Origin of the sequence: Streptomyces sp. APSN-46.1, from assembly GCF_022815725.1 — a bacterium.
GTDB lineage: Bacteria > Actinomycetota > Actinomycetes > Streptomycetales > Streptomycetaceae > Streptomyces.
Genome location: NZ_JALGRF010000001.1, coordinates 1,292,863 through 1,310,702, shown reverse-complemented (window position 1 = coordinate 1,310,702; position 17,840 = coordinate 1,292,863). Strand labels below are relative to the sequence as shown.

Annotated in this window: 17 protein-coding genes; 11 read left to right on the top strand and 6 right to left on the bottom strand. The window is 71.9% G+C overall.

Annotated elements, in window-relative coordinates:
- Positions 1-14 precede the first annotated feature (14 nt).
- The 3 genes from MTF65_RS05870 to MTF65_RS05860 all read left to right on the top strand — a co-directional run bounded on the left by MTF65_RS05870 (position 15) and on the right by MTF65_RS05860 (position 2,500).
- On the top strand, positions 15-776 hold the full coding sequence (locus MTF65_RS05870) for an SDR family NAD(P)-dependent oxidoreductase (protein WP_243627108.1): 762 nt from the start codon (positions 15-17) through the stop codon (positions 774-776).
- Positions 773-1,834, top strand: coding sequence for a low specificity L-threonine aldolase (locus tag MTF65_RS05865; RefSeq protein WP_243627107.1), 1,062 nt, complete (start codon positions 773-775; stop codon positions 1,832-1,834). Before MTF65_RS05870 ends, MTF65_RS05865 begins: the two co-directional genes overlap by 4 nt.
- Before the next feature lie 63 nt (positions 1,835-1,897).
- A complete protein-coding gene (locus MTF65_RS05860) occupies positions 1,898-2,500 on the top strand; it encodes a transglutaminase family protein (protein WP_243627106.1) in 603 nt (200 codons plus the stop codon).
- Here the strand turns inward: MTF65_RS05860 and MTF65_RS05855 are convergent.
- The gene (locus MTF65_RS05855; protein WP_243627105.1) at positions 2,436-3,980 is read right to left on the bottom strand and encodes an MFS transporter; all 1,545 of its coding nucleotides are present in this window, start codon (positions 3,978-3,980) and stop codon (positions 2,436-2,438) included. The two genes, MTF65_RS05860 and MTF65_RS05855, sit on opposite strands and share 65 nt — an antisense overlap.
- Complete coding sequence (locus MTF65_RS05850; RefSeq protein WP_243627104.1) at positions 3,977-4,978, bottom strand: class I SAM-dependent methyltransferase; 1,002 nt, start codon at positions 4,976-4,978, stop codon at positions 3,977-3,979. The genes MTF65_RS05855 and MTF65_RS05850 overlap by 4 nt, the downstream gene beginning before the upstream one ends.
- Positions 4,979-5,055: 77 nt before the next feature.
- Between MTF65_RS05850 and MTF65_RS05845 the strand changes: the two genes are divergently transcribed.
- Entirely contained in the window at positions 5,056-5,649 is a 594-nt protein-coding gene (locus MTF65_RS05845) for a helix-turn-helix transcriptional regulator (protein WP_243627103.1), read from the top strand.
- A gap of 5 nt (positions 5,650-5,654) precedes the next feature.
- Here the strand turns inward: MTF65_RS05845 and MTF65_RS05840 are convergent, their stop codons facing one another.
- Complete coding sequence (locus tag MTF65_RS05840; protein ID WP_243627102.1) at positions 5,655-6,377, bottom strand: 1-acyl-sn-glycerol-3-phosphate acyltransferase; 723 nt, start codon at positions 6,375-6,377, stop codon at positions 5,655-5,657.
- Positions 6,378-6,590: 213 nt separating this feature from the next.
- On the opposite strand from MTF65_RS05840, the gene MTF65_RS05835 reads away from it, so the two are divergent.
- The 5 genes from MTF65_RS05835 (at position 6,591) to MTF65_RS05815 (ending at position 11,334) form a co-directional block, all read left to right on the top strand.
- Positions 6,591-7,022: a thioredoxin family protein gene (locus MTF65_RS05835; RefSeq protein WP_279398560.1), complete on the top strand. Its 432-nt coding sequence runs from the start codon at positions 6,591-6,593 to the stop codon at positions 7,020-7,022.
- A 252-nt stretch (positions 7,023-7,274) separates the two neighbouring features.
- Complete coding sequence (locus MTF65_RS05830) at positions 7,275-7,853, top strand: flavin reductase family protein (protein WP_243627100.1); 579 nt, start codon at positions 7,275-7,277, stop codon at positions 7,851-7,853.
- A 203-nt stretch (positions 7,854-8,056) separates the two neighbouring features.
- Entirely contained in the window at positions 8,057-8,842 is a 786-nt protein-coding gene (locus MTF65_RS05825) for an electron transfer flavoprotein subunit beta/FixA family protein (protein ID WP_243627099.1), read from the top strand.
- A 58-nt stretch (positions 8,843-8,900) separates the two neighbouring features.
- Positions 8,901-9,875, top strand: a complete 975-nt coding sequence (locus MTF65_RS05820; RefSeq protein WP_243627098.1) for an electron transfer flavoprotein subunit alpha/FixB family protein — start codon at positions 8,901-8,903, stop codon at positions 9,873-9,875.
- A gap of 160 nt (positions 9,876-10,035) precedes the next feature.
- On the top strand, positions 10,036-11,334 hold the full coding sequence (locus MTF65_RS05815) for a DUF6986 family protein (RefSeq protein ID WP_243627097.1): 1,299 nt from the start codon (positions 10,036-10,038) through the stop codon (positions 11,332-11,334).
- Positions 11,335-11,418: 84 nt separating this feature from the next.
- Here MTF65_RS05815 and MTF65_RS05810 read toward each other — a convergent pair whose 3' ends face one another.
- Positions 11,419-12,405: a LacI family DNA-binding transcriptional regulator gene (locus MTF65_RS05810; RefSeq protein WP_243627341.1), complete on the bottom strand. Its 987-nt coding sequence runs from the start codon at positions 12,403-12,405 to the stop codon at positions 11,419-11,421.
- Between the two features lie 195 nt (positions 12,406-12,600).
- Here MTF65_RS05810 and MTF65_RS05805 point away from each other — a divergent pair, with 195 nt between their 5' ends.
- Positions 12,601-13,656: an NUDIX domain-containing protein gene (locus tag MTF65_RS05805; RefSeq protein ID WP_243627096.1), complete on the top strand. Its 1,056-nt coding sequence runs from the start codon at positions 12,601-12,603 to the stop codon at positions 13,654-13,656.
- A gap of 377 nt (positions 13,657-14,033) precedes the next feature.
- Here the strand turns inward: MTF65_RS05805 and MTF65_RS05800 are convergent, their stop codons facing one another.
- Positions 14,034-14,735 (bottom strand): MBL fold metallo-hydrolase, encoded by a 702-nt coding sequence (locus tag MTF65_RS05800; protein WP_243627095.1) that lies wholly within the window; start codon positions 14,733-14,735, stop codon positions 14,034-14,036.
- Positions 14,736-14,863: 128 nt separating this feature from the next.
- Positions 14,864-16,228: a dipeptidase gene (locus tag MTF65_RS05795; protein ID WP_243627094.1), complete on the bottom strand. Its 1,365-nt coding sequence runs from the start codon at positions 16,226-16,228 to the stop codon at positions 14,864-14,866.
- Positions 16,229-16,504: 276 nt separating this feature from the next.
- On the opposite strand from MTF65_RS05795, the gene MTF65_RS05790 reads away from it, so the two are divergent.
- Positions 16,505-17,695, top strand: a complete 1,191-nt coding sequence (locus MTF65_RS05790) for a geranylgeranyl reductase family protein (protein WP_243627340.1) — start codon at positions 16,505-16,507, stop codon at positions 17,693-17,695.
- Positions 17,696-17,840: the final 145 nt, after the last annotated feature.

Below are 17,840 nucleotides of genomic sequence, written 5' to 3'. Positions count from 1 at the left end.
AGGAGGCTGCACAGATGAACGGCTCGGGAAACGGCAACGGGAAGCTTCAGGGCGCGGTGGTGGCGGTAGCCGGGGCCGGTGGGCCGGCCGGCCACGCCGCCCTGCTCCGCCTCGCGGAGGCGGGTGCCACCGTGGTGGCCGCCGACGCCGACCCGACGCGTCTGGCCGAGGCCGTGGACGCGGCCCGCTACGCCCACGGCGGTGCCAGTGTCATCGGTGACACCGTGGACCTGCTCGACCTGGAGGCCACCAAGGCGTGGGCCGAGCGGACCGAGAAGGAGTTCGGGCACGTCGACGGGCTCGTCCACCTCGTGGGCGGCTGGCGCGGCAGCACCACCTTCACCGACACGGACCTCGCGGACTGGACCTTCCTGGAGAAGCTCCTGATCCGCACCGTCCAGCACACGTCGCTCGCCTTCCACGACGCCCTGCTGCGCAGCGACCGCGGCCGCTACGTCCTGATCAGCCAGTCCGGCGCGCACAAGCCGGTCGCCAACAACGCCGCGTACAACGCCGGCAAGGCGGCCGCCGAGGCGTGGACGCTCGCGCTCGCCGACTCCTTCCGCAAGGCGGGGGGCGAGGAGGGCCCGGGTGCCGCGGCTGCGATCCTGGTCATCAAGGCACTGGTGCACGACGCGATGCGAGCGGAGCGCCCCAATGCGAAGTTCGCGGGCTTCACCGACGTCAAGGAGCTGGCCGAGGCCATCGCCGGCGTCTGGGAGCGGCCCGCCACCGATGTGAACGGACAGCGTCTGTGGCTCACTCCGCAACCGTGAGAACCGATGCGCACCGCCACCACGACCCGGCGGTGCGTGGTTTCGCGAGCGACAACTACGCGGGGGTGCATCCGGAGATCCTGGAAGCCGTCGCGCTGGCCAACGGCGGCCATCAGGTCTCCTACGGCGACGACGAGTACACCGAGTACCTGCAGAAGATCTTCCGCAGTCACTTCGGTCCGTACGCGCAGGTGTACCCGGTCTTCAACGGCACCGGTGCGAACGTGACGGCCCTCCAGGCCCTCACCGACCGCTGGGGCGCGGTGATCTGTGCCGAGACGGCGCACATCAACGTCGACGAGGGCGGCGCGCCCGAGCGGATGGCGGGCCTCAAGCTGCTCACCGTGCCCACGCCGGACGGCAAGCTCACCCCTGAGCTCATCGACCGGCAGGCCTGGGGCTGGGAGGACGAGCACCGGGCGATGCCGCAGGTCGTCTCGATCACCCAGAACACCGAGCTCGGCACCGTGTACACGGTTGACGAGGTCAAGGCCATCGTCGAGCACGCGCACGGCAAGGGCATGAAGGTCCACCTCGACGGTGCCCGGATAGCCAACGCCGCGGCCTCGCTCGACGTGCCGATGCGCGCGTTCACGAACACGGCCGGTGTCGACGTGCTGTCGTACGGCGGCACCAAGAACGGCATGATGTTCGGCGAGGCCGTGGTGGTGCTCAACCCGGACGCGGTCCGGCAGATGAAGCACATCCGCAAGATGTCGATGCAGCTCGCGTCGAAGATGCGCTTCGTGTCGGTGCAGCTGGAGGCGCTGCTCGCCAAGGACCTGTGGCTGCGCAACGCCCGGCACGCGAACGAGATGGCGCAGCGGCTGGCCGCGGGTGTGCGCGAGACCGACGGCGTGGAGATCCTCTACCCGGTGCAGGCGAACGCGGTGTTCGCGCGGCTTCCGCACGAGGTGTCGCGGCGGCTGCAGCAGCGTTACCGCTTCTACTTCTGGGACGAGATGGCCGGTGACGTCCGCTGGATGTGCAGCTACGACACCAGCGAAGAGGACGTGGACGGCTTCCTCCAGGCCCTGAAGGAAGAGCTGTCCCGCTGACTCAGCCGCTGACTCAATAATTCGATAGTCATGCGTTTGATTGCATAGGTATGCTCCTGGATCGTGGAATTGATCCAGGAGCAACCTGACCTTGCCGCCTATCTGGCGGCCGATGAAGCGGTCGACCACGACCACCCCCTCGTACGCGAGACCGCCGACGCCCTGTGGGCCGCCACCGGCGCCGACCCGTACGCCTACGCCCGCGTCGCCTTCGAGTACGTCCGCGACACCGTCCCGCACTCCGCCGACTCGGGGGACACGCGGGTGTCCTGGCGCGCCTCCGACGTCCTGGCCACGCGCAACGGCATCTGCTACGCCAAGTCGCACGCCCTCGTCGCCCTGCTGCGCTCCCGGGGCATCCCGGCGGCGCTCTGCTACCAGCGCCTGACCGACGACGACGGCTCCCATCCCGCCGTCCACGGTCTGGTCGCCCTCCGGCTCCCCGGCGGCGAACGGTGGGCCCGGGTGGACCCGCGCGGCAACAAGCCCGGAGTGGACGCCCAGTTCACCCTGGACCGCGAGCAACTCGCCTTCCCCGTACGGCCTGAGCTCGGTGAGATCGACTACCCCGAGCTGTACGCCGCCCCGCACCCGGCGGCCCTCAAGGCGCTCCGGGAGTCCCCGGACCGACCGCGGCTGTGGCGGAATCTGCCGACGGCACTGTGATCCCGGCGACCGGTGCGGGCTCCCGGCCGGGGCGACTGGTTCCTCGCCCCCGGGGCCCGCGGGTCCGGCTTCCCGCCACGACGGCGAGCGCGACGACGATCAGCAGCGCCGCGACGGCGAACGTGACCCGCATACCGGTGGCCACGGCCTCCGAAGGCGCCGTCGCGACATCGGTCGTCTCCGAGGCGAGCGCGAACACGGCGCCCATGACGGAGGTGCCGGTGATGAGCCCGAGGTTGCGCGACAGGTTGAGCATGCCGGAAGTGACTCCCCGCCGGTCCGGCCGGACATCCGCCATCACCCCGGTGTTGTTGGCCGTCTGGAACACCGCGTAACCGGCGGTGATGACGACGATGGGAGCCACGTAGCCGGGGATGCACGGGCTCGCCGCCGTCACGGACAGCGCGGCCGAACCGGCCGCTATCGCCATGAGCCCGAGGACGGTCGTCCGGGGTGCGCCGAAACGGTCCGTCAGGCGACCTGCCGGCACCCCGGTCAGCGCCACGACCAGCGGACCGACCGACAGGACGAGCCCGACGAGAGCCTCACCGAGCCCGAGCGCACGCGAGAGGTAGAACGGCCCGACCACCAGCGTCGCCATCATCACCGTCGAGACGAGCGTGCTCGTGGCGAGGCTCGAACTCAGCGCCGGATCACGGAGCATCGTCAAGCGGATCAACGGTGACGCCGATCGCGCCTCGGCCCGTACGAAGAGGCCGACACCGGCGGCGGCGGTCACCAGCAGGGCGATGTTGAGCGCACCGAAGCGGCCGTGCCCCAGCGTCATGGCGAGGGCGTAGGCCCCGAGCGTCAGGGCGAGCAGCAGGGTGCCCACGCGGTCGAAGCCGGCCCGGTCGGCCGTGGACGCCCGCCGGTCAACGGGAAGGTTGCGGTGGGCGAGGAGCAGAGTCAGGACACCCAGCGGCGCGTTGACGAGGAAGAGGGCCCGCCAGCCGAACCCGGAGATCAGGGCGCCGCCCAGCGAAGGACCCAGCGCGGTGCCGATCGCGGACATCGTTCCCAGCAGTCCCATGGCCCTGCCGGTCTGCTCCTTCGGCACCGTCTCACCGACGAACGCCATCGTCAGGGCCATCATCACGGCCGCTCCGAGACCCTGCGCCGCCCGGGCGGCGATCAGCAGCCAGAGCGTCGGCGCGAGACCGCACAGGACCGAGGCGACCGTGAACAGGGAGATTCCCGCCAGGAGCAGCCGGCGGCGGCCGATGAGGTCACCGAGCCGTCCGACGCTGACGATCAGCGTGGTGACGGCGAGGAGGTAGGCGAGGACGACCCACTGGACCGCCTGAAAAGAGGTGCCGAACGCCTCCGCCAACGTCGGCAGGCCGACATGGGCGATGCTGGTGCCGAGCGAGGACAGCACCATGGACAGGGAAAGACCGGCGAGCGCACACCGCAGCGCGGGTGTCCGGATTCCCCCGCTCGCGGCCGCCTGGTCCTGGTGTGCGCCGATCGGCTTCACCGTGAGCTCCGTTCTCCGGTGAATCCCGTGAAGACCGTGGTGGCGGAGAGGAGGAAGGCGTCGGGCCGTCGCAGGATGCCCTCCGGCGCCTCGGGATCGAGGAGTACGCCGAGCGTCGTGAGGTCGTCCTCGTCCAGGGACTCGCTCATCGTTTCCCGCAGCGTTTCCCGCAGCCGGGTCAGATGGCCGTGCAGGAAGGCCCGGCCCTGCTCGCCGAGCGGTGCCGGCAGGTCCAGGAGGGAAGTGAAGGCGCCGACACGGGTGAGCCCGGCGCGCTTCAGCATCGCGGGCCAGTCCTCGACCACGGCGGTAGCGCCCGGCAGTTCCGCCCGCATGATCTCGAACCAGTGCTCCTGGGCGGCGTCGAGCCTGGCCTGGAGGCCCGGCCTGCCGATACCGATGTCGCGGGGGAGGAAACGCATCGGCAGGCCGCCCTCCGCCACGGCGAGCAGCCCGCCGGGCCTCAGCACACCCGCGAGCGCGTCCAACGCGCCCTGCTGATCGCCGAGGTGGTGCACGGCCCTGCTGCTCCAGACCAGGTCCGCCGTGCCGAGCCCTCCGGCCCCGTGTTCGCCACCGGCGTCCAGGCCCTCGGGCAGCCGCACGTGCCGGACGGCCACCCGGCCGGCGAGGCCGAGCCGCTCGGCGCGGGCCAGGGCGCGGTCCAGCAACCCGGGCGTGCCGTCCACGGCCACGACCTCGGCGTCCGCGAAGGCCTCGGCGAAGACGCAGGTCATCACGCCCGGCCCGCTGCCGATGTCGAGGATGCGCCGGACGTCCCGTTCCGGGCCGAGCAGCTCCCTCAGGCGGGCCGCGGTCCGGTGGAGGGCCGGGAGCTGGAGTTCGCCGCCGCTCTCCAGCTGGGCGGCCATGACCTCCCAGTCGATGTCGGTGGTGTGGTCTCCGGGGCCGTGTCCATGTCCGTGTCCGTGCCGATGTTCATGTTCATGTTCATGTCCATGCTCGGGTGCGTGTCCGGAATCGTCGTGTGGGTTCATGCCGGGGAGCCTGCATCCGCCGGGCGAACGCGGCAACTTCTGTTGCCGATTCCGGGACGGCCGAGTGAAATGCCGGTATGGACAGCCCGCGATCGGCCCAGACGTACCAAGCGGTCCTCGACGAGGTCGCCCCCCGGCTCAGGCGACTGCGTGCCCAGCGCGGACTCACCCTGGCCGCGCTCTCCGAGGAGACCGGCATCTCCAAGAGCACCCTGTCCAGGCTGGAGTCCGGACAGCGCCGCCCGAGCCTGGAACTACTGCTGCCGCTCACGGGGGTGTACCAGGTACCCCTGGACGACCTGGTCGGCGCCCCCGAAGTGGGGGACCCCCGGGTGCGGCTGACCCCCGGCACCCTGGCGAACGGCGGTACGTTCGTCCCGCTGACCCGGGCTCCCGGCCCCCTTCAGGCGTACAAGATGATCATCACCGACCGGGGTGCCGAGCCGGCGCACCGTACGCACGAGGGCTACGAGTGGCTGTACGTGCTGAACGGCCGCCTGCGGCTCGTCCTCGCCGAGCACGACCTGGTCCTCGGCCCCGGTGAAGCCGCCGAGTTCGACACCCGGCTGCCCCACTGGTTCACCAGCGCGGACGGGCAACCCGTCGAGATCCTCAGCCTCTTCGGGAGGCAGGGGGAGCGCATGCACGTCCGGGCGAAGCCCCGCGCGTGACCGGGTCAGCCAGCCTCTTTGACCTCGGCCGCCGTCGGGGCGGTGCCGCCCAGGTGGGCCGGCAGCCACCAGGAGTCCTCGGGGCCCGAGGGCTTGGCCGGGTACGCGCGCTGCGCGGCCTCCAGCAGCTCCTGCACCCGCTCGCGCAGCCGGCGCGTGATGGCACCGGCGTACTGGTCGGCGGGCGCCTCCAGCGGCTCGCCCACGCGCATCGTCACCGGGATGTGGCTGCGCTTGAGGTTCTTCGGACGGCCCTTGGTCCACAGCCGCTGCGTGCCCCACAGCGCCACCGGGATCAGCGGGACCCCCGCGTCCTGCGCCATCCGCGCCGCACCCGACTTGAAGCTCTTGAGCGTGAAGGACTGCGAGATCGTCGCCTCCGGGAACACCCCGATGATCTCGCCGGCGCGCAGCGCGTCCAGCGCGTGCTGGTACGCGGCTTCACCCTGCTTGCGGTCAACCGGGATGTGCTTCATCGCGCGCATGAGCGGGCCGGACACCTTGTGCCGGAACACCGACTCCTTCGCCATGAAGCGGACCAGCCGCTTCTGCGGCCGCGCCGTCAGGCCGGCGAAGATGAAGTCGAGGTAGCCGATGTGGTTCGACACCAGGACCGCTCCGCCCTCGCGGGGGATGTTCTCGGTGCCCTTCATGTCGATGCGGATGTCCAACGCGCGGAAGAGCGTGTGCGCGGCGCCGATCACCGGAGGGTAGACGAGCTCAGCCATGGAGGGGAGACCCCCGCTTTCTGCCTGGGGAAGTGCTCCCGGCCGGAAGTTACGGAAGCGTAGGTACGCGACCATGGGGATCGTGCCCCAAATGTGGCCTGCTGGCCAGTCCAGACGGCTGTGCCCGGCGAGATTCTCGTCACGCCGGGAATGTGGCGCCCGCCCGGGGCGCTCGGAACAGGGTACGGATCATCAGGCGGGCGGGGTGCGGCGATGAGTGCGGAAACGAGAACGGGAGCGCGCGTGCGCGGGCACGAAGGCGGGCGCCAAAGCGGTCGGGAAAGCGGTCGGGAAGGCCGGCGAAGGGCACCGCTCGGCAGCGCCGAGCTGGGCGCCGAGCCGGGGGAGAGGGCCAGCCTGGTCCAGTTCTCCAGCGCCTTCTGCCAGCCCTGCCGGGCCACCCGGCGGATCCTGGCCGAGGTCGCCGACATGGTCGACGGCGTCGCGCACATCGAGATCGACGCCGAGCGGAACCTGGATCTGGTGCGGTCCCTCGGCGTCGAGAAGACGCCCACCGTGTTCGTGCTCGACGGCGCGGGGCGGATCGTCCGGCGGGGTGTCGGGATGCCGCGCAAGGCGGATGTGATCGCCGCCCTGGGTGCGGCGGTCGGCGCGGGGGGCACCCCGGCGCACGAGACGACGTAGGACGGGAAGGGTCCGGGTGCGCCGGTACGCGCGCCCGCACGCAGCGTGACGCGCCTGACATCTGCCCGCAGCCGCTTGACTGTGTACACGGGAGATCGACAGGCTGGCCGTATGAGGTATGAACTCCTGCTCTACGGGCGCATCCATGTGGACCTCGTCCGGCATGCGAGCGCGCGCTGTTGGTATCGCTGAACGCCCAACCTCCGCTCCCCGACTGTGCCCGTGGTTCCCGCGGCAGAAGGAAGACCCCTCATGACGGCCCCGACGGCCACCACTGCCCTGACCGCCTCGACCGCACGTCACGAGGGCGACCGTGACGACGACCGCGACCGTGACCGCGACCGCCTGGGTCTGCCCGGCTCGCCCGACCTCCTGCGCTCCGTCTTCCGGCAGCACGCCGCCGGGGTCGCGGTGATCACCGCCGCGGGCGGCGGCGGACCGGTGGGATTCACCGCGACCTCGCTGAACTCGGTCTCCGCGGACCCGCCGCTGCTGTCCTTCACCATCGGTACCGGCTCCTCCAGCTGGCCCGTGCTACGCGACTCCGGCCACATCGGCGTCCACATACTCGGCGAGCATCAGAGCGAGCTGGCCGGCCTCTTCGCGCGCAGCGGCGCCGACCGCTTCGGCCCCGCCACCGACTGGGCCCCCGGTCCGCACGGGGTCCCGCTGTTGGACGGCGTGCTGGCGTGGCTGGTGTGCCGGGTGGCGTCGGTGGTGCCCGCCGGAGCCCACCGGGTCGTGATCGCGGAGGCCGTCGAGGGAAACCCGGCCGGCCAGGGCCGTCCCCTGCTGTACCACCAGGGACGCTTCAACGCTCTGCGTGACTGAATCGTCCCTGCTGGGACGGGTTCGGTGCGCGTTGGACAGATCACAGTTCAGCGGCCTTGCAACCGGGGAAGACCCACGGTGTACTGACGAGTAACATTCCCTTCGGAGCGCGGGCCGCCCCGACCGGGATCCGCCCGAGAAGGCGCCTATGCTGCCTGCATAAGGCGGTATCAGTAAAAAGACGATGCGGTAGGAGAGCCGGCGTGAGCCTGAGGATCGTTGTCTGTGTGAAGTACGTGCCCGACGCCACCGGCGACCGGCACTTCGCCGATGACCTGACTGTCGACCGCGAGGACGTCGACGGCCTGCTGTCGGAGCTCGACGAGTACGCCGTCGAGCAGGCGCTGCAGATCGCCGACGAGGCGGACGACGCCGAGATCACCGTCCTGACGGTGGGCCCCGAGGACGCCAAGGACGCGCTGCGCAAGGCGCTGTCGATGGGCGCCGACAAGGCCATCCACGTCGAGGACGACGATCTGCACGGCTCCGACGTCATGGCCACCTCGCTGGTGCTCGCCAAGGCGATCGAGAAGGCCGGCTACGACCTGGTCATCACCGGCATGGCCTCGACCGACGGCACCATGGGTGTCCTCCCGGCGATCCTGGCCGAGCGTCTGGGCGTCCCGCAGGTCACCCTGCTGTCCGAGGTCAAGGTCGAGGACGGCACCGTCACCGGCCGCCGCGACGGCGACACCGCGAGCGAGCAGCTGGAGGCCTCCCTCCCCGCGCTCGTCTCCGTGACGGACCAGTCGGGCGAGGCCCGCTACCCGTCCTTCAAGGGCATCATGGCCGCCAAGAAGAAGCCGGTGGAGTCCTGGGACCTGGAGGAGCTGGAGATCGAGGCCGACGAGGTCGGTCTCGAGGGCTCCTGGACCGCGGTCGACTCCGCGGCGCAGCGTCCGGCCCGTACCGCCGGCACGATCGTCAAGGACGAGGGCGAGGGCGGCAAGCAGCTGGCCGAGTTCCTTGCCGGCCAGAAGTTCATCTAGAGCTTCGGTCGTCGACTCGATCGCCCCCTGACTACTTCGCATTCGCAGGAGCATCCCCATGGCTGAAGTTCTCGTCTACGTCGACCACGTGGACGGCGCCGTCCGCAAGCCCACCCTCGAACTGCTGACGCTGGCCCGCCGCATCGGCGAGCCCGTCGCCGTCGCCCTGGGCGCCGGTGCCGAGGCCACCGCCGCCGTGCTCGCCGAGCACGGTGCGGTCAAGGTCCTCACGGCCGACGCCCCCGAGTTCACCGAGTACCTCGTCGTACCGAAGGTGGACGCGCTGCAGGCCGCGTACGAGGCTGTGTCCACCGCAGGTTCCCTGGCCGCCGTGCTCGTCCCGTCCTCCGCCGAGGGCAAGGAGATCGCCGCGCGTCTGGCGGTCCGCATCGGTTCCGGCATCATCACGGACGCCGTGGACCTGGAGGCGGGTGACGAGGGTCCCGTCGCGACGCAGGCCGCGTTCGCCGCTTCCTTCACCACCAAGTCCCGTGTCTCCAAGGGCACCCCGGTCATCACCGTCAAGCCGAACTCGGCTCCGGTCGAGGCCGCCCCGGCCGCCGGCGCCGTCGAGGCGCTCGCCGTCACCTTCGGCGCCCTGGCCACCGGTACCAAGGTCGTCTCCCGCACCCCGCGCCAGTCGACCGGCCGCCCCGAGCTGACCGAGGCCGCGATCGTGGTCTCCGGCGGCCGCGGCGTCAACGGTGCCGAGAACTTCCACATCATCGAGGAGCTCGCGGACTCCCTCGGTGCCGCCGTCGGCGCCTCGCGCGCCGCCGTGGACGCCGGCTGGTACCCGCACTCCAACCAGGTCGGCCAGACCGGCAAGTCGGTCTCCCCGCAGCTGTACATCGCCTCCGGCATCTCGGGCGCGATCCAGCACCGGGCCGGCATGCAGACCTCGAAGACCATCGTGGCCATCAACAAGGACGCCGAGGCCCCGATCTTCGACCTGGTCGACTACGGCGTGGTCGGCGACCTCTTCGCGGTCGTCCCGCAGCTGACCGAGGAGATCAAGGCGCGCAAGGGCTAATCGCCTGACCTGCGTCGATGCTGTGACTCGGGGCCGCGTGGTGACACTCACCACGCGGCCCCGAGCCGTTTCCTGCAACCATTGACTAGTGAATGGCCCGTGACTAAATTCTGCTATGCGGATCTAAGCTTCCGTGAAGCGGAAAAGAGGAGAGTGCACGATGGGTCAGCAGGAGAAGGTGGCGACGAGCCTCGCAGGCGCGGTCAGCGAGGGCATCAGCGCCTCCCTCGCGCCGGTGGACGCGGAACTCGCGCGCCACTACCCCGGCGACCCCGGCACCCGTCAGCCCATCCACACGGTCTACGTCCCCGGTGACGTCTTCGCCGCCGACACCATCCGCTCCTGGGGCGACCAGGCCCTCGCGGCCCTCGACGAGCACGCCCCGGACGCCGCCACCTTCGCCAAGGTCCTCGGCATCAGCGACGAACTGGCCGTCCCGGTCTACGACCGCGTCCGCGCCAAGCTCCTGCGCGAGCCGATCGAGGACCTCCGCGTCGACTTCGAGGACGGCTTCGGCGTCCGCTCCGACGAGGAGGAGGACCAGGCCGCGGCCCGCGCCGCCCGCCTCGTGTCGGAGGCCTTCTCCAACGGCACGAACGCCCCGTACATGGGCATCCGCATGAAGTGCATGGAGTCCAACGTCCGCGACCGCGGCATCCGCACCACCGACATCTTCCTCTCCGGCCTGCTGGAGCACGGCGGCCTTCCCGACGGCCTGGTCCTCACCCTCCCGAAGGTGACCTACGCCGAGCAGGTCAGCGCGTTCGTCAAGCTGCTGGAGGCCTTCGAGACCACCCGCGGCCTGCGCCCGGGACGGATCGGCTTCGAGATCCAGATCGAGACCAGCCAGTCCATCGTCGCCTCCGACGGCACCGCCACCGTCGCCCGGATGATCGAGGCGTCCAAGGGCCGCGCCACCGGCCTGCACTACGGCACGTTCGACTACAGCGCCTGCGTCGGCGTCTCCGCCGCGTACCAGTCGAGCGACCACCCCGCGGCCGACCACGCCAAGGCGATCATGCAGGTCGCGGCCGCCGGCACCGGCGTACGCGTCTCCGACGGCTCGACCAACGTCCTGCCGATCGGCACCACCGAGCACGTCCACGAGGCCTGGAAGCTGCACTACGGCCTCACCCGCCGTGCGCTGGCCCGCGCCTACTACCAGGGCTGGGACATGCACCCGGCGCACCTCCCGACCCGCTACGCGGCGGTCTTCACCTTCTACCGCGAGGGTCTGGAGACGGCGGCTGCCCGCCTGAAGGCGTACGTGGCGAAGATCGAGGGCGACGTGATGGACGAGCCCGCCACCGCGAAGGCGCTGGCCGGCTACCTGGTCCGCGGCCTGGACTGCGGCGCGGTCGGCGCCGACGAGGTCACCGCCCTCACCGGCCTGACCCGCGCCGAGCTGGACGCCTTCGCCATCCCGCGCCGCTCGGCGACCCTGACGGCGACCGCCTGATCCGGCGCGTCCCCTTTCCGTACGCCCTTTTCCGTACGCCACCCCAGCCCCGCCCGGACGACACCGGGCGGGGCTGCGGTGCGGTCACCAGACCGGGGTGATCTCGCCCGAGCCGCGGGGTATCAGCCGGGTCGGGAGTTCCGTGCGGGTCGGGGGGAGGGGGGTGCCGGCGAGGCGTCGGAAGAGGCGGTCGGCGGCCACCCGGCCCAGGGCCGCGGGGTCCTGGGCGACCACCGTCACGCCCGGGCGCAGCAGGTCGGCGAGCTCGAAGTCGTCGAAGCCGACCAGGGCCACGGGGCGGGGGACCGCCGCCAGGACCCGTACCACCGTCACCGTCACGCGGTTGTTGCCCGCGAAGAGGGCCGTGACCGGGTCCGGGCCGGTCAGCATCGCGCGGGCCGCCGCGCTGACGCGTTCCGGGTCGGTGGATCCGGGTGATACCCAGGATTCAGCCACCGGAAGGCCCGCGTCCGCCATGGCCGAGCGGTAGCCGCGCAGGCGCTCGGCCGCCGTGTGGATGTGCGGGTGGTCCCCGATGAAGCCGATCCGGCGGTGCCCGCCGGCGATCAGGTGGGCCACCCCGTCCCGGGCGCCGCCGTAGCTGTCGGAGAGCACCACGTCCGCGTCGATCCGGCCGGCCGGGCGGTCCACGAACACCGTGGCCACACCCGCCCGGATCTCCGGCTCCAGGTAGCGGTGGTCGTCCCCGGCCGGGATCACGATCAGCCCGTCCACCCGGCGCGCGCACAGCGCGAGCGCCAACTCCCGCTCCCGGTGCGGGTCCTCGGCGCTGGAGCCGATGATGAGCAGGGCGCCGTGCGCGCGGGCCGCCTCCTCCACCGCCCGGTTCAGCGGTCCGTAGAAGGGGTCCGCGAGGTCCTCCAGGACCAGGCCCACGCTGGCGGTACGGCCCTTGCGGAGCACGCGGGCGCCGTCGTTGCGGCGGAAGCCGAGCGAGTCGATGGCTTCCCGGACCCGCCGCTCGGTGTCGGGGGTGACCCCGGGCTCGCCGTTGACCACCCGCGAGACCGTCTTCAGACCCACGCCCGCGCGGGCCGCCACGTCCTTCATGGTCGGCCGGTTGCCGTAGCGGGGCTCGGACGGGCGGCGGCTGAGGGGCACGGTACGGAAACCTCCGGAGGTACGGGGCGGTCGACGCTCTGACCTTGAGGATAAGCACTCGGCTGATAACCGGGTTTCCGTGGCAGGGTGGTGCGGGCAAGCCACTGGGGGCTGCGGAGGCGAGCCATCGGGAGAGGGGTACACGTGATTGTCTGGATCAACGGCACGTTCGGTGCCGGGAAGACCAGCACGGCCCGCGAACTGGCCGGACTCCTTCCGGACAGCACCCTGTTCGACCCGGAGTTCATCGGCGACGCGCTGCGTGTGCTGCTGCCGCGCAAACGGCTCGCGGAGGTCAGCGACTACCAGGACCTGCCGAGCTGGCGGCGCCTCGTCGTGGACACGGCGGCGGCGATGCTGGCGGAGCTGGGCGGGGTGCTGGTGGTACCGATGACGGTGCTGCGGCAGGAGTACCGGGACGAGATGTTCGGCGGCCTCGCGGCGCGGCGGATTCCGGTACGGCATGTGCTGCTGGCCCCAGCGGAAACGATCCTTCGGGAGCGGATCGCGGCCCGCGAGGAGCCGGGGAAGTCGGGGGAGCCGGGGGAGCCGGAGGCGGTGGACCTGCGGGTGCGGCAGAGGGCGTACGACCACATCGCCGCCTACCAGCAGGCGCTGGGCTGGCTCACCGCCGACGCGCACGTCATCGACAACGGTGTGCTGAGCGTCCGGGAGACGGCGGAGCGGATCGTGGAGGCCGTACGGACCGACACCGCGCGGGTCTGCGACATCGTGCAGACCCCGGAGCCCACGCGGGAGACCGTGGCGGCGGGGGTGCTGCTGTTCGACGAGCGGGACCGGGTGCTGCTGGTTGATCCGACGTACAAGCCGGGCTGGGAGTTCCCGGGTGGGATCGTCGAACCGGGCGAGGCGCCGGCGCGGGCGGGCATGCGGGAGGTGGAGGAGGAACTGGGCCTGACGCTGGACCGCGCGCCGGGTCTGCTGGTGGTGGACTGGGAGCCGCCGCGGCACCCCGCGTACGGCGGCCTGCGCCTGCTGTTCGACGGGGGCGCGCTCGCGGAGCCCGACATCGCGGGCCTCCGCCTTCCCGGGCCGGAGCTGCGGGAGTGGCGGTTCGTCACGGAGCCGGAGGCGGCGGAGCTGCTGCCGCCGCAGCGCTACGAACGCCTCCGCTGGGCCCTGCGCGCCCGCGAACGCGGCCGCCCCCTGTACCTGGAGGCGGGCCACCCGACCCCGTAGCGCTGCCGCGCAGGTGCCCCCGGGCTTCCCGGTCGCCGCCGTAGGCACCCGTGGTGGGGCCGGGCGCCGTCCTCCGGCCGTCCCGAGCCCGGATGCCCGCAGCGGCCACCGGCAGGCCCGGGACGGCAGCGCCGGCGCCAGTTCCGGCCCGCCCGGCCACATCCAGCCTCGCTGGCGGTTGAGACCGTAGGCCGGCGTTTGACCGGGGGTCCGCCATCTTCAGCCTCGCCGGCGGGGCTGAAGATGGTCGGCGACGCTGAAGATGGTCGGCGGGGGTGAAGGTGGCCGGCAGGGTTGAACGGGTGACGCTGCCGGGGCGCTGACGGGCCGGGGCGCCAATGGGCCCGGGCGCCGCCGGGTGTGGGAGCCTGCGGCGGCTACGGGCCGCCCGGGGTTGCGGTGGAGGCCGCCTGGAGGGTGGCAGGAGTGTTGGAGGTCAGGGGGTCGCCGTGGCCGAAGCAGGCCACCGACGGCGACAGCGCGGCCAGGCGGCGGAACGAGGCCCGCGCTTGGGCCCGGTCCACGTTGAACACGCCCAGCATCACCTGACCCACACCCGCCACACAGTCGCCCGTGAACAGCACGCCGTGCCGCGGCAGATGGACGCCGATGCTCCCCGGCGTGTGGCCCGGGGCGTGGACCACGACCGCCCCGTCGCCGAAGGGCAGTACCTCCCCGTCCTCCACCTCACGGTCCACCCGCGTCGGCGGCGCCTCGGGGACCGTCAGGCCGTGTGCGTACAGCGGTACTTCCCAGTCCAGCAGCACGGGCTCGGGCACCGCCCGCTCGCCCCGGATCACCGGGGCGTCCAGGCCGTGCGCCAGCACCTCCGCTCCCCAGCGGCCGGCGAGATCGTCCGCCGCGCCCACGTGGTCGCGGTGGCAGTGGGTCAGGACGATCCGCTCCAGCCCCTCCGGGCGCAGCCCGAGCGAGCGGATCGCACCCTCGATCGCGTCCGCCGCACCGGCATGGCCGGCGTCGATCAGGGTCAGGGCCTCGCCGTCGCGCCACAGGTACGCCTGGCCGATGGGGAAGCGGAGCATGTACAGCCGGTCGGAGACTACCTCTACAAGATCCATGGCCCGAACGTACGCGCGACGACTCCGCTCCCCGTGCTCGTTTCACGGGGAGCGGAGTTCGCTTCCAGCGCAGCCCAGCCGCAGCCCGGCCTCACGGACCGCGCCGCGATCCCCGGTGTGACGCGGCGTCAGACGCGCTTGGACTCCGCGTAGTTCAGCAGGAAGTGGGCCTCGGCGACCGACAGCCGCTCCAGTTCCTCCGGGGACACGCTCTCGTTCACCGCGTGGATCTGCGCCTCCGGCTCGCTCAGACCGATCAGCAGTATCTCCGCCCGCGGGTACAGCGACGTCAGCGTGTTGCACAGCGGGATCGATCCGCCCATGCCGGCGATCTGCATCTCCTGGCCCGGGTACGCCACCCGCATGGCCGCGGCCATCGACGCGTACGCCGGGCTGTTCGTGTCCGCCTGGAACGGCTGGCCCTGCCCCACGACCTCGACCTCAAGACGCGCCTGCCACGGCGTGTGCGCCACCAGGTGCGCCTCCAGCCGCTTGATGGCGTCCCCGGTGTCCACACCCGGCGGCACCCGCAGGCTGATCAGCGCGCCGGCGCTCGCGTGCACCGACGGGGTGGCGCCGACCACCGGCGGGCAGTCGATGCCCAGGACCGTGACGGCCGGACGCGCCCACAGCCGGTCCGCGATGGTCCCCTCGCCGATCAGTTCGACGCCGTCCAGCACCTTCGCGTCGGAGCGGAAGTCCGCCTCCGGGTACTGCAGGCCCTCCCACACCGCGTCCGAGTCCAGGCCGTCGACCGTGGTCGAGCCGTCGGCCGCGCGCAGCGAGGCCAGCAGCTGGATCAGGGCCGCCAGCGCGTCCGGGGCGACGCCGCCGAACATGCCGGAGTGCAGGTTGCCGCCCAGCGTGTCGATCTTGACCTTGACCAGCGTCATCCCGCGCAGCGTGGCCGTCACCGTCGGCAGGCCGAGCCGGAAGTTGCCCGCGTCGCCGATCAGGATCGTGTCGGCGGTCAGCAGCTCCGGGTTCGCCTCCGCGTACTGCTGGAGGCCGCCCGTGCCCTGCTCCTCCGAGCCCTCGACGATCATCTTCACGCTCACCGGCACACCGCCGTTGGCCTTCAGCGCGCGCAGCGCCAGCAGGTGCATGATGAACCCGCCCTTGCAGTCCGCGGCGCCGCGCCCGTACCAGCGGCCGTCGCGCTCGGTCAGCTCGAACGCGGGGGATATCCAGGCGGCGTCGTCGAGCGGCGGCTGCACGTCGTAGTGCGCGTACAGCAGGACGGTCGGCGCGCCCTCGGGGCCGGGCAGGAAGCCGTACACCGACTGCGTGCCGTCAGGGGTGTCGAGCAGCGCCACGTCCTGGAAACCCTCGACGCGCAGGGCGTCGGCCACCCAGTTGGCGGCGGCCTCGCTCTCGCTCTTGGGGAACTGCGCCCAGTCCGCCACCGACTGGAAGGCCACCAGCTCGGTCAGCTCCCGCTTGGCGCGGGGCATCAGTGCGGCGATGGTCTCGGCGATCGGATTCGGGCTCATGGGCACGCTCCTCTTGGGTGCGACGTTGTTCTCCGTGTACGCCGCCCGCATGCGCGGGGTGGGCGTATGCGGGCATGGCGAAAGACAGCCCCGATCCTCGCACAGCCGGGTGGGGCGGTCTCTCGCCGTAGGATTTCCACGGCATCCGAGCAACAGCGTGATCAGGAGCAGCAGCACATCGTGAGCAGCGACGACGACGTACACGGCGGGGGCGCGGGGCAGGCCGCTCAAGGGGCGGGCGGTTCGGGCGAGGAGACGGCCGGGGGGACCGGCGAGGTGTGGGACGTGGTCGTGGTCGGGGCCGGTCCGGCCGGTTCCTCGGCCGCGTACGCGGCGGCGACGGCGGGGCGGCGCGTCCTGCTGCTGGAGAAGGCGGAGCTGCCCCGGTACAAGACCTGCGGCGGCGGCATCATCGGCCCCTCGCGCGATGCCCTGCCTCCGGGTTTCGTACTGCCCTTGAAGGACCGCGTCCACGCGGTCACCTTCTCCCACAACGGCAGGCTGACGCGGACCAGGCGCTCGAAGCGCATGCTGTTCGGGCTCATCAACCGGCCGGAGTTCGATGCCGGTCTGGTCGCCGTCGCGGAGAAGGCGGGCGCGACCATCCGTACGGGCACGGCCGTGGCGCGGGTCGAGCAGCACGGCGCCGCGGTACCCGACCGGCGCACCGTCGCCGTGGTCCTCGCGGACGGGGAGACCGTACTGGCCCGCGCGGTGGTCGGGGCGGACGGCAGCGCGAGCCGGATCGGCGCGCACGTGGGCGTCGAGATGGACACGGTGGACCTCGGTCTGGAGGCGGAGATCCCGGTTCCGGAGACCGTCGCCGAGGACTGGAAGGGCCGGGTGCTCATCGACTGGGGCCCGCTGCCCGGCAGTTACGGATGGGTCTTCCCCAAGGGCGACACCCTCACCGTCGGGGTCATCTCGGCGAAGGGCGAAGGCGCCGCGACCAAGCGGTACCTGGACGACTTCATCGCCCGCCTCGGCCTTGCCGGCTTCGAGCCGGCCGTCTCCTCCGGGCACCTGACCCGCTGCCGCACGCCCGATTCGCCGCTCTCGCGCGGCCGGGTGCTGGTGGCGGGTGACGCGGCCGGGCTGCTGGAGCCGTGGACCCGGGAGGGCATCTCCTTCGCGCTGCGCTCGGGGCGGCTCGCGGGGGAGTGGGCCGTGAAGATCTCCGAGGCGCAGGACGCGGTGGACGCGCGGCGCCAGGCGCTCAACTACGCCTTCGCGGTGAAGGCCGGGCTGGGTGTGGAGATGAGCGTCGGCAAGCGCGTGCTGACCCTGTTCGAGTCCCGGCCGGGGCTGATGCACGCCGCGATCACCGGCTTCCGGCCGGCGTGGACGGCGTTCACCCGGATCGTGCGCGGCTCGACGACGCTGGCCGATCTGGTACGGACGTACCCGCTGGCCCGCAAGGCGCTGCACACCCTGGACAACCGGCAGGCGCGGAGCGGCGGGAGCTGAGGGAGCGGTCGGAGCGGCCTTAGCTGACGGAGCGGCCGTAGCTGACGGATCGGTGGGAGCTGACGGAGCCGACGGAGCGGCCGGAGCCGACGGGGCGCCGCGCCGTCGGGGCCCGGTGCGTGCCGGGCTCCGACGGGGTGCGTCA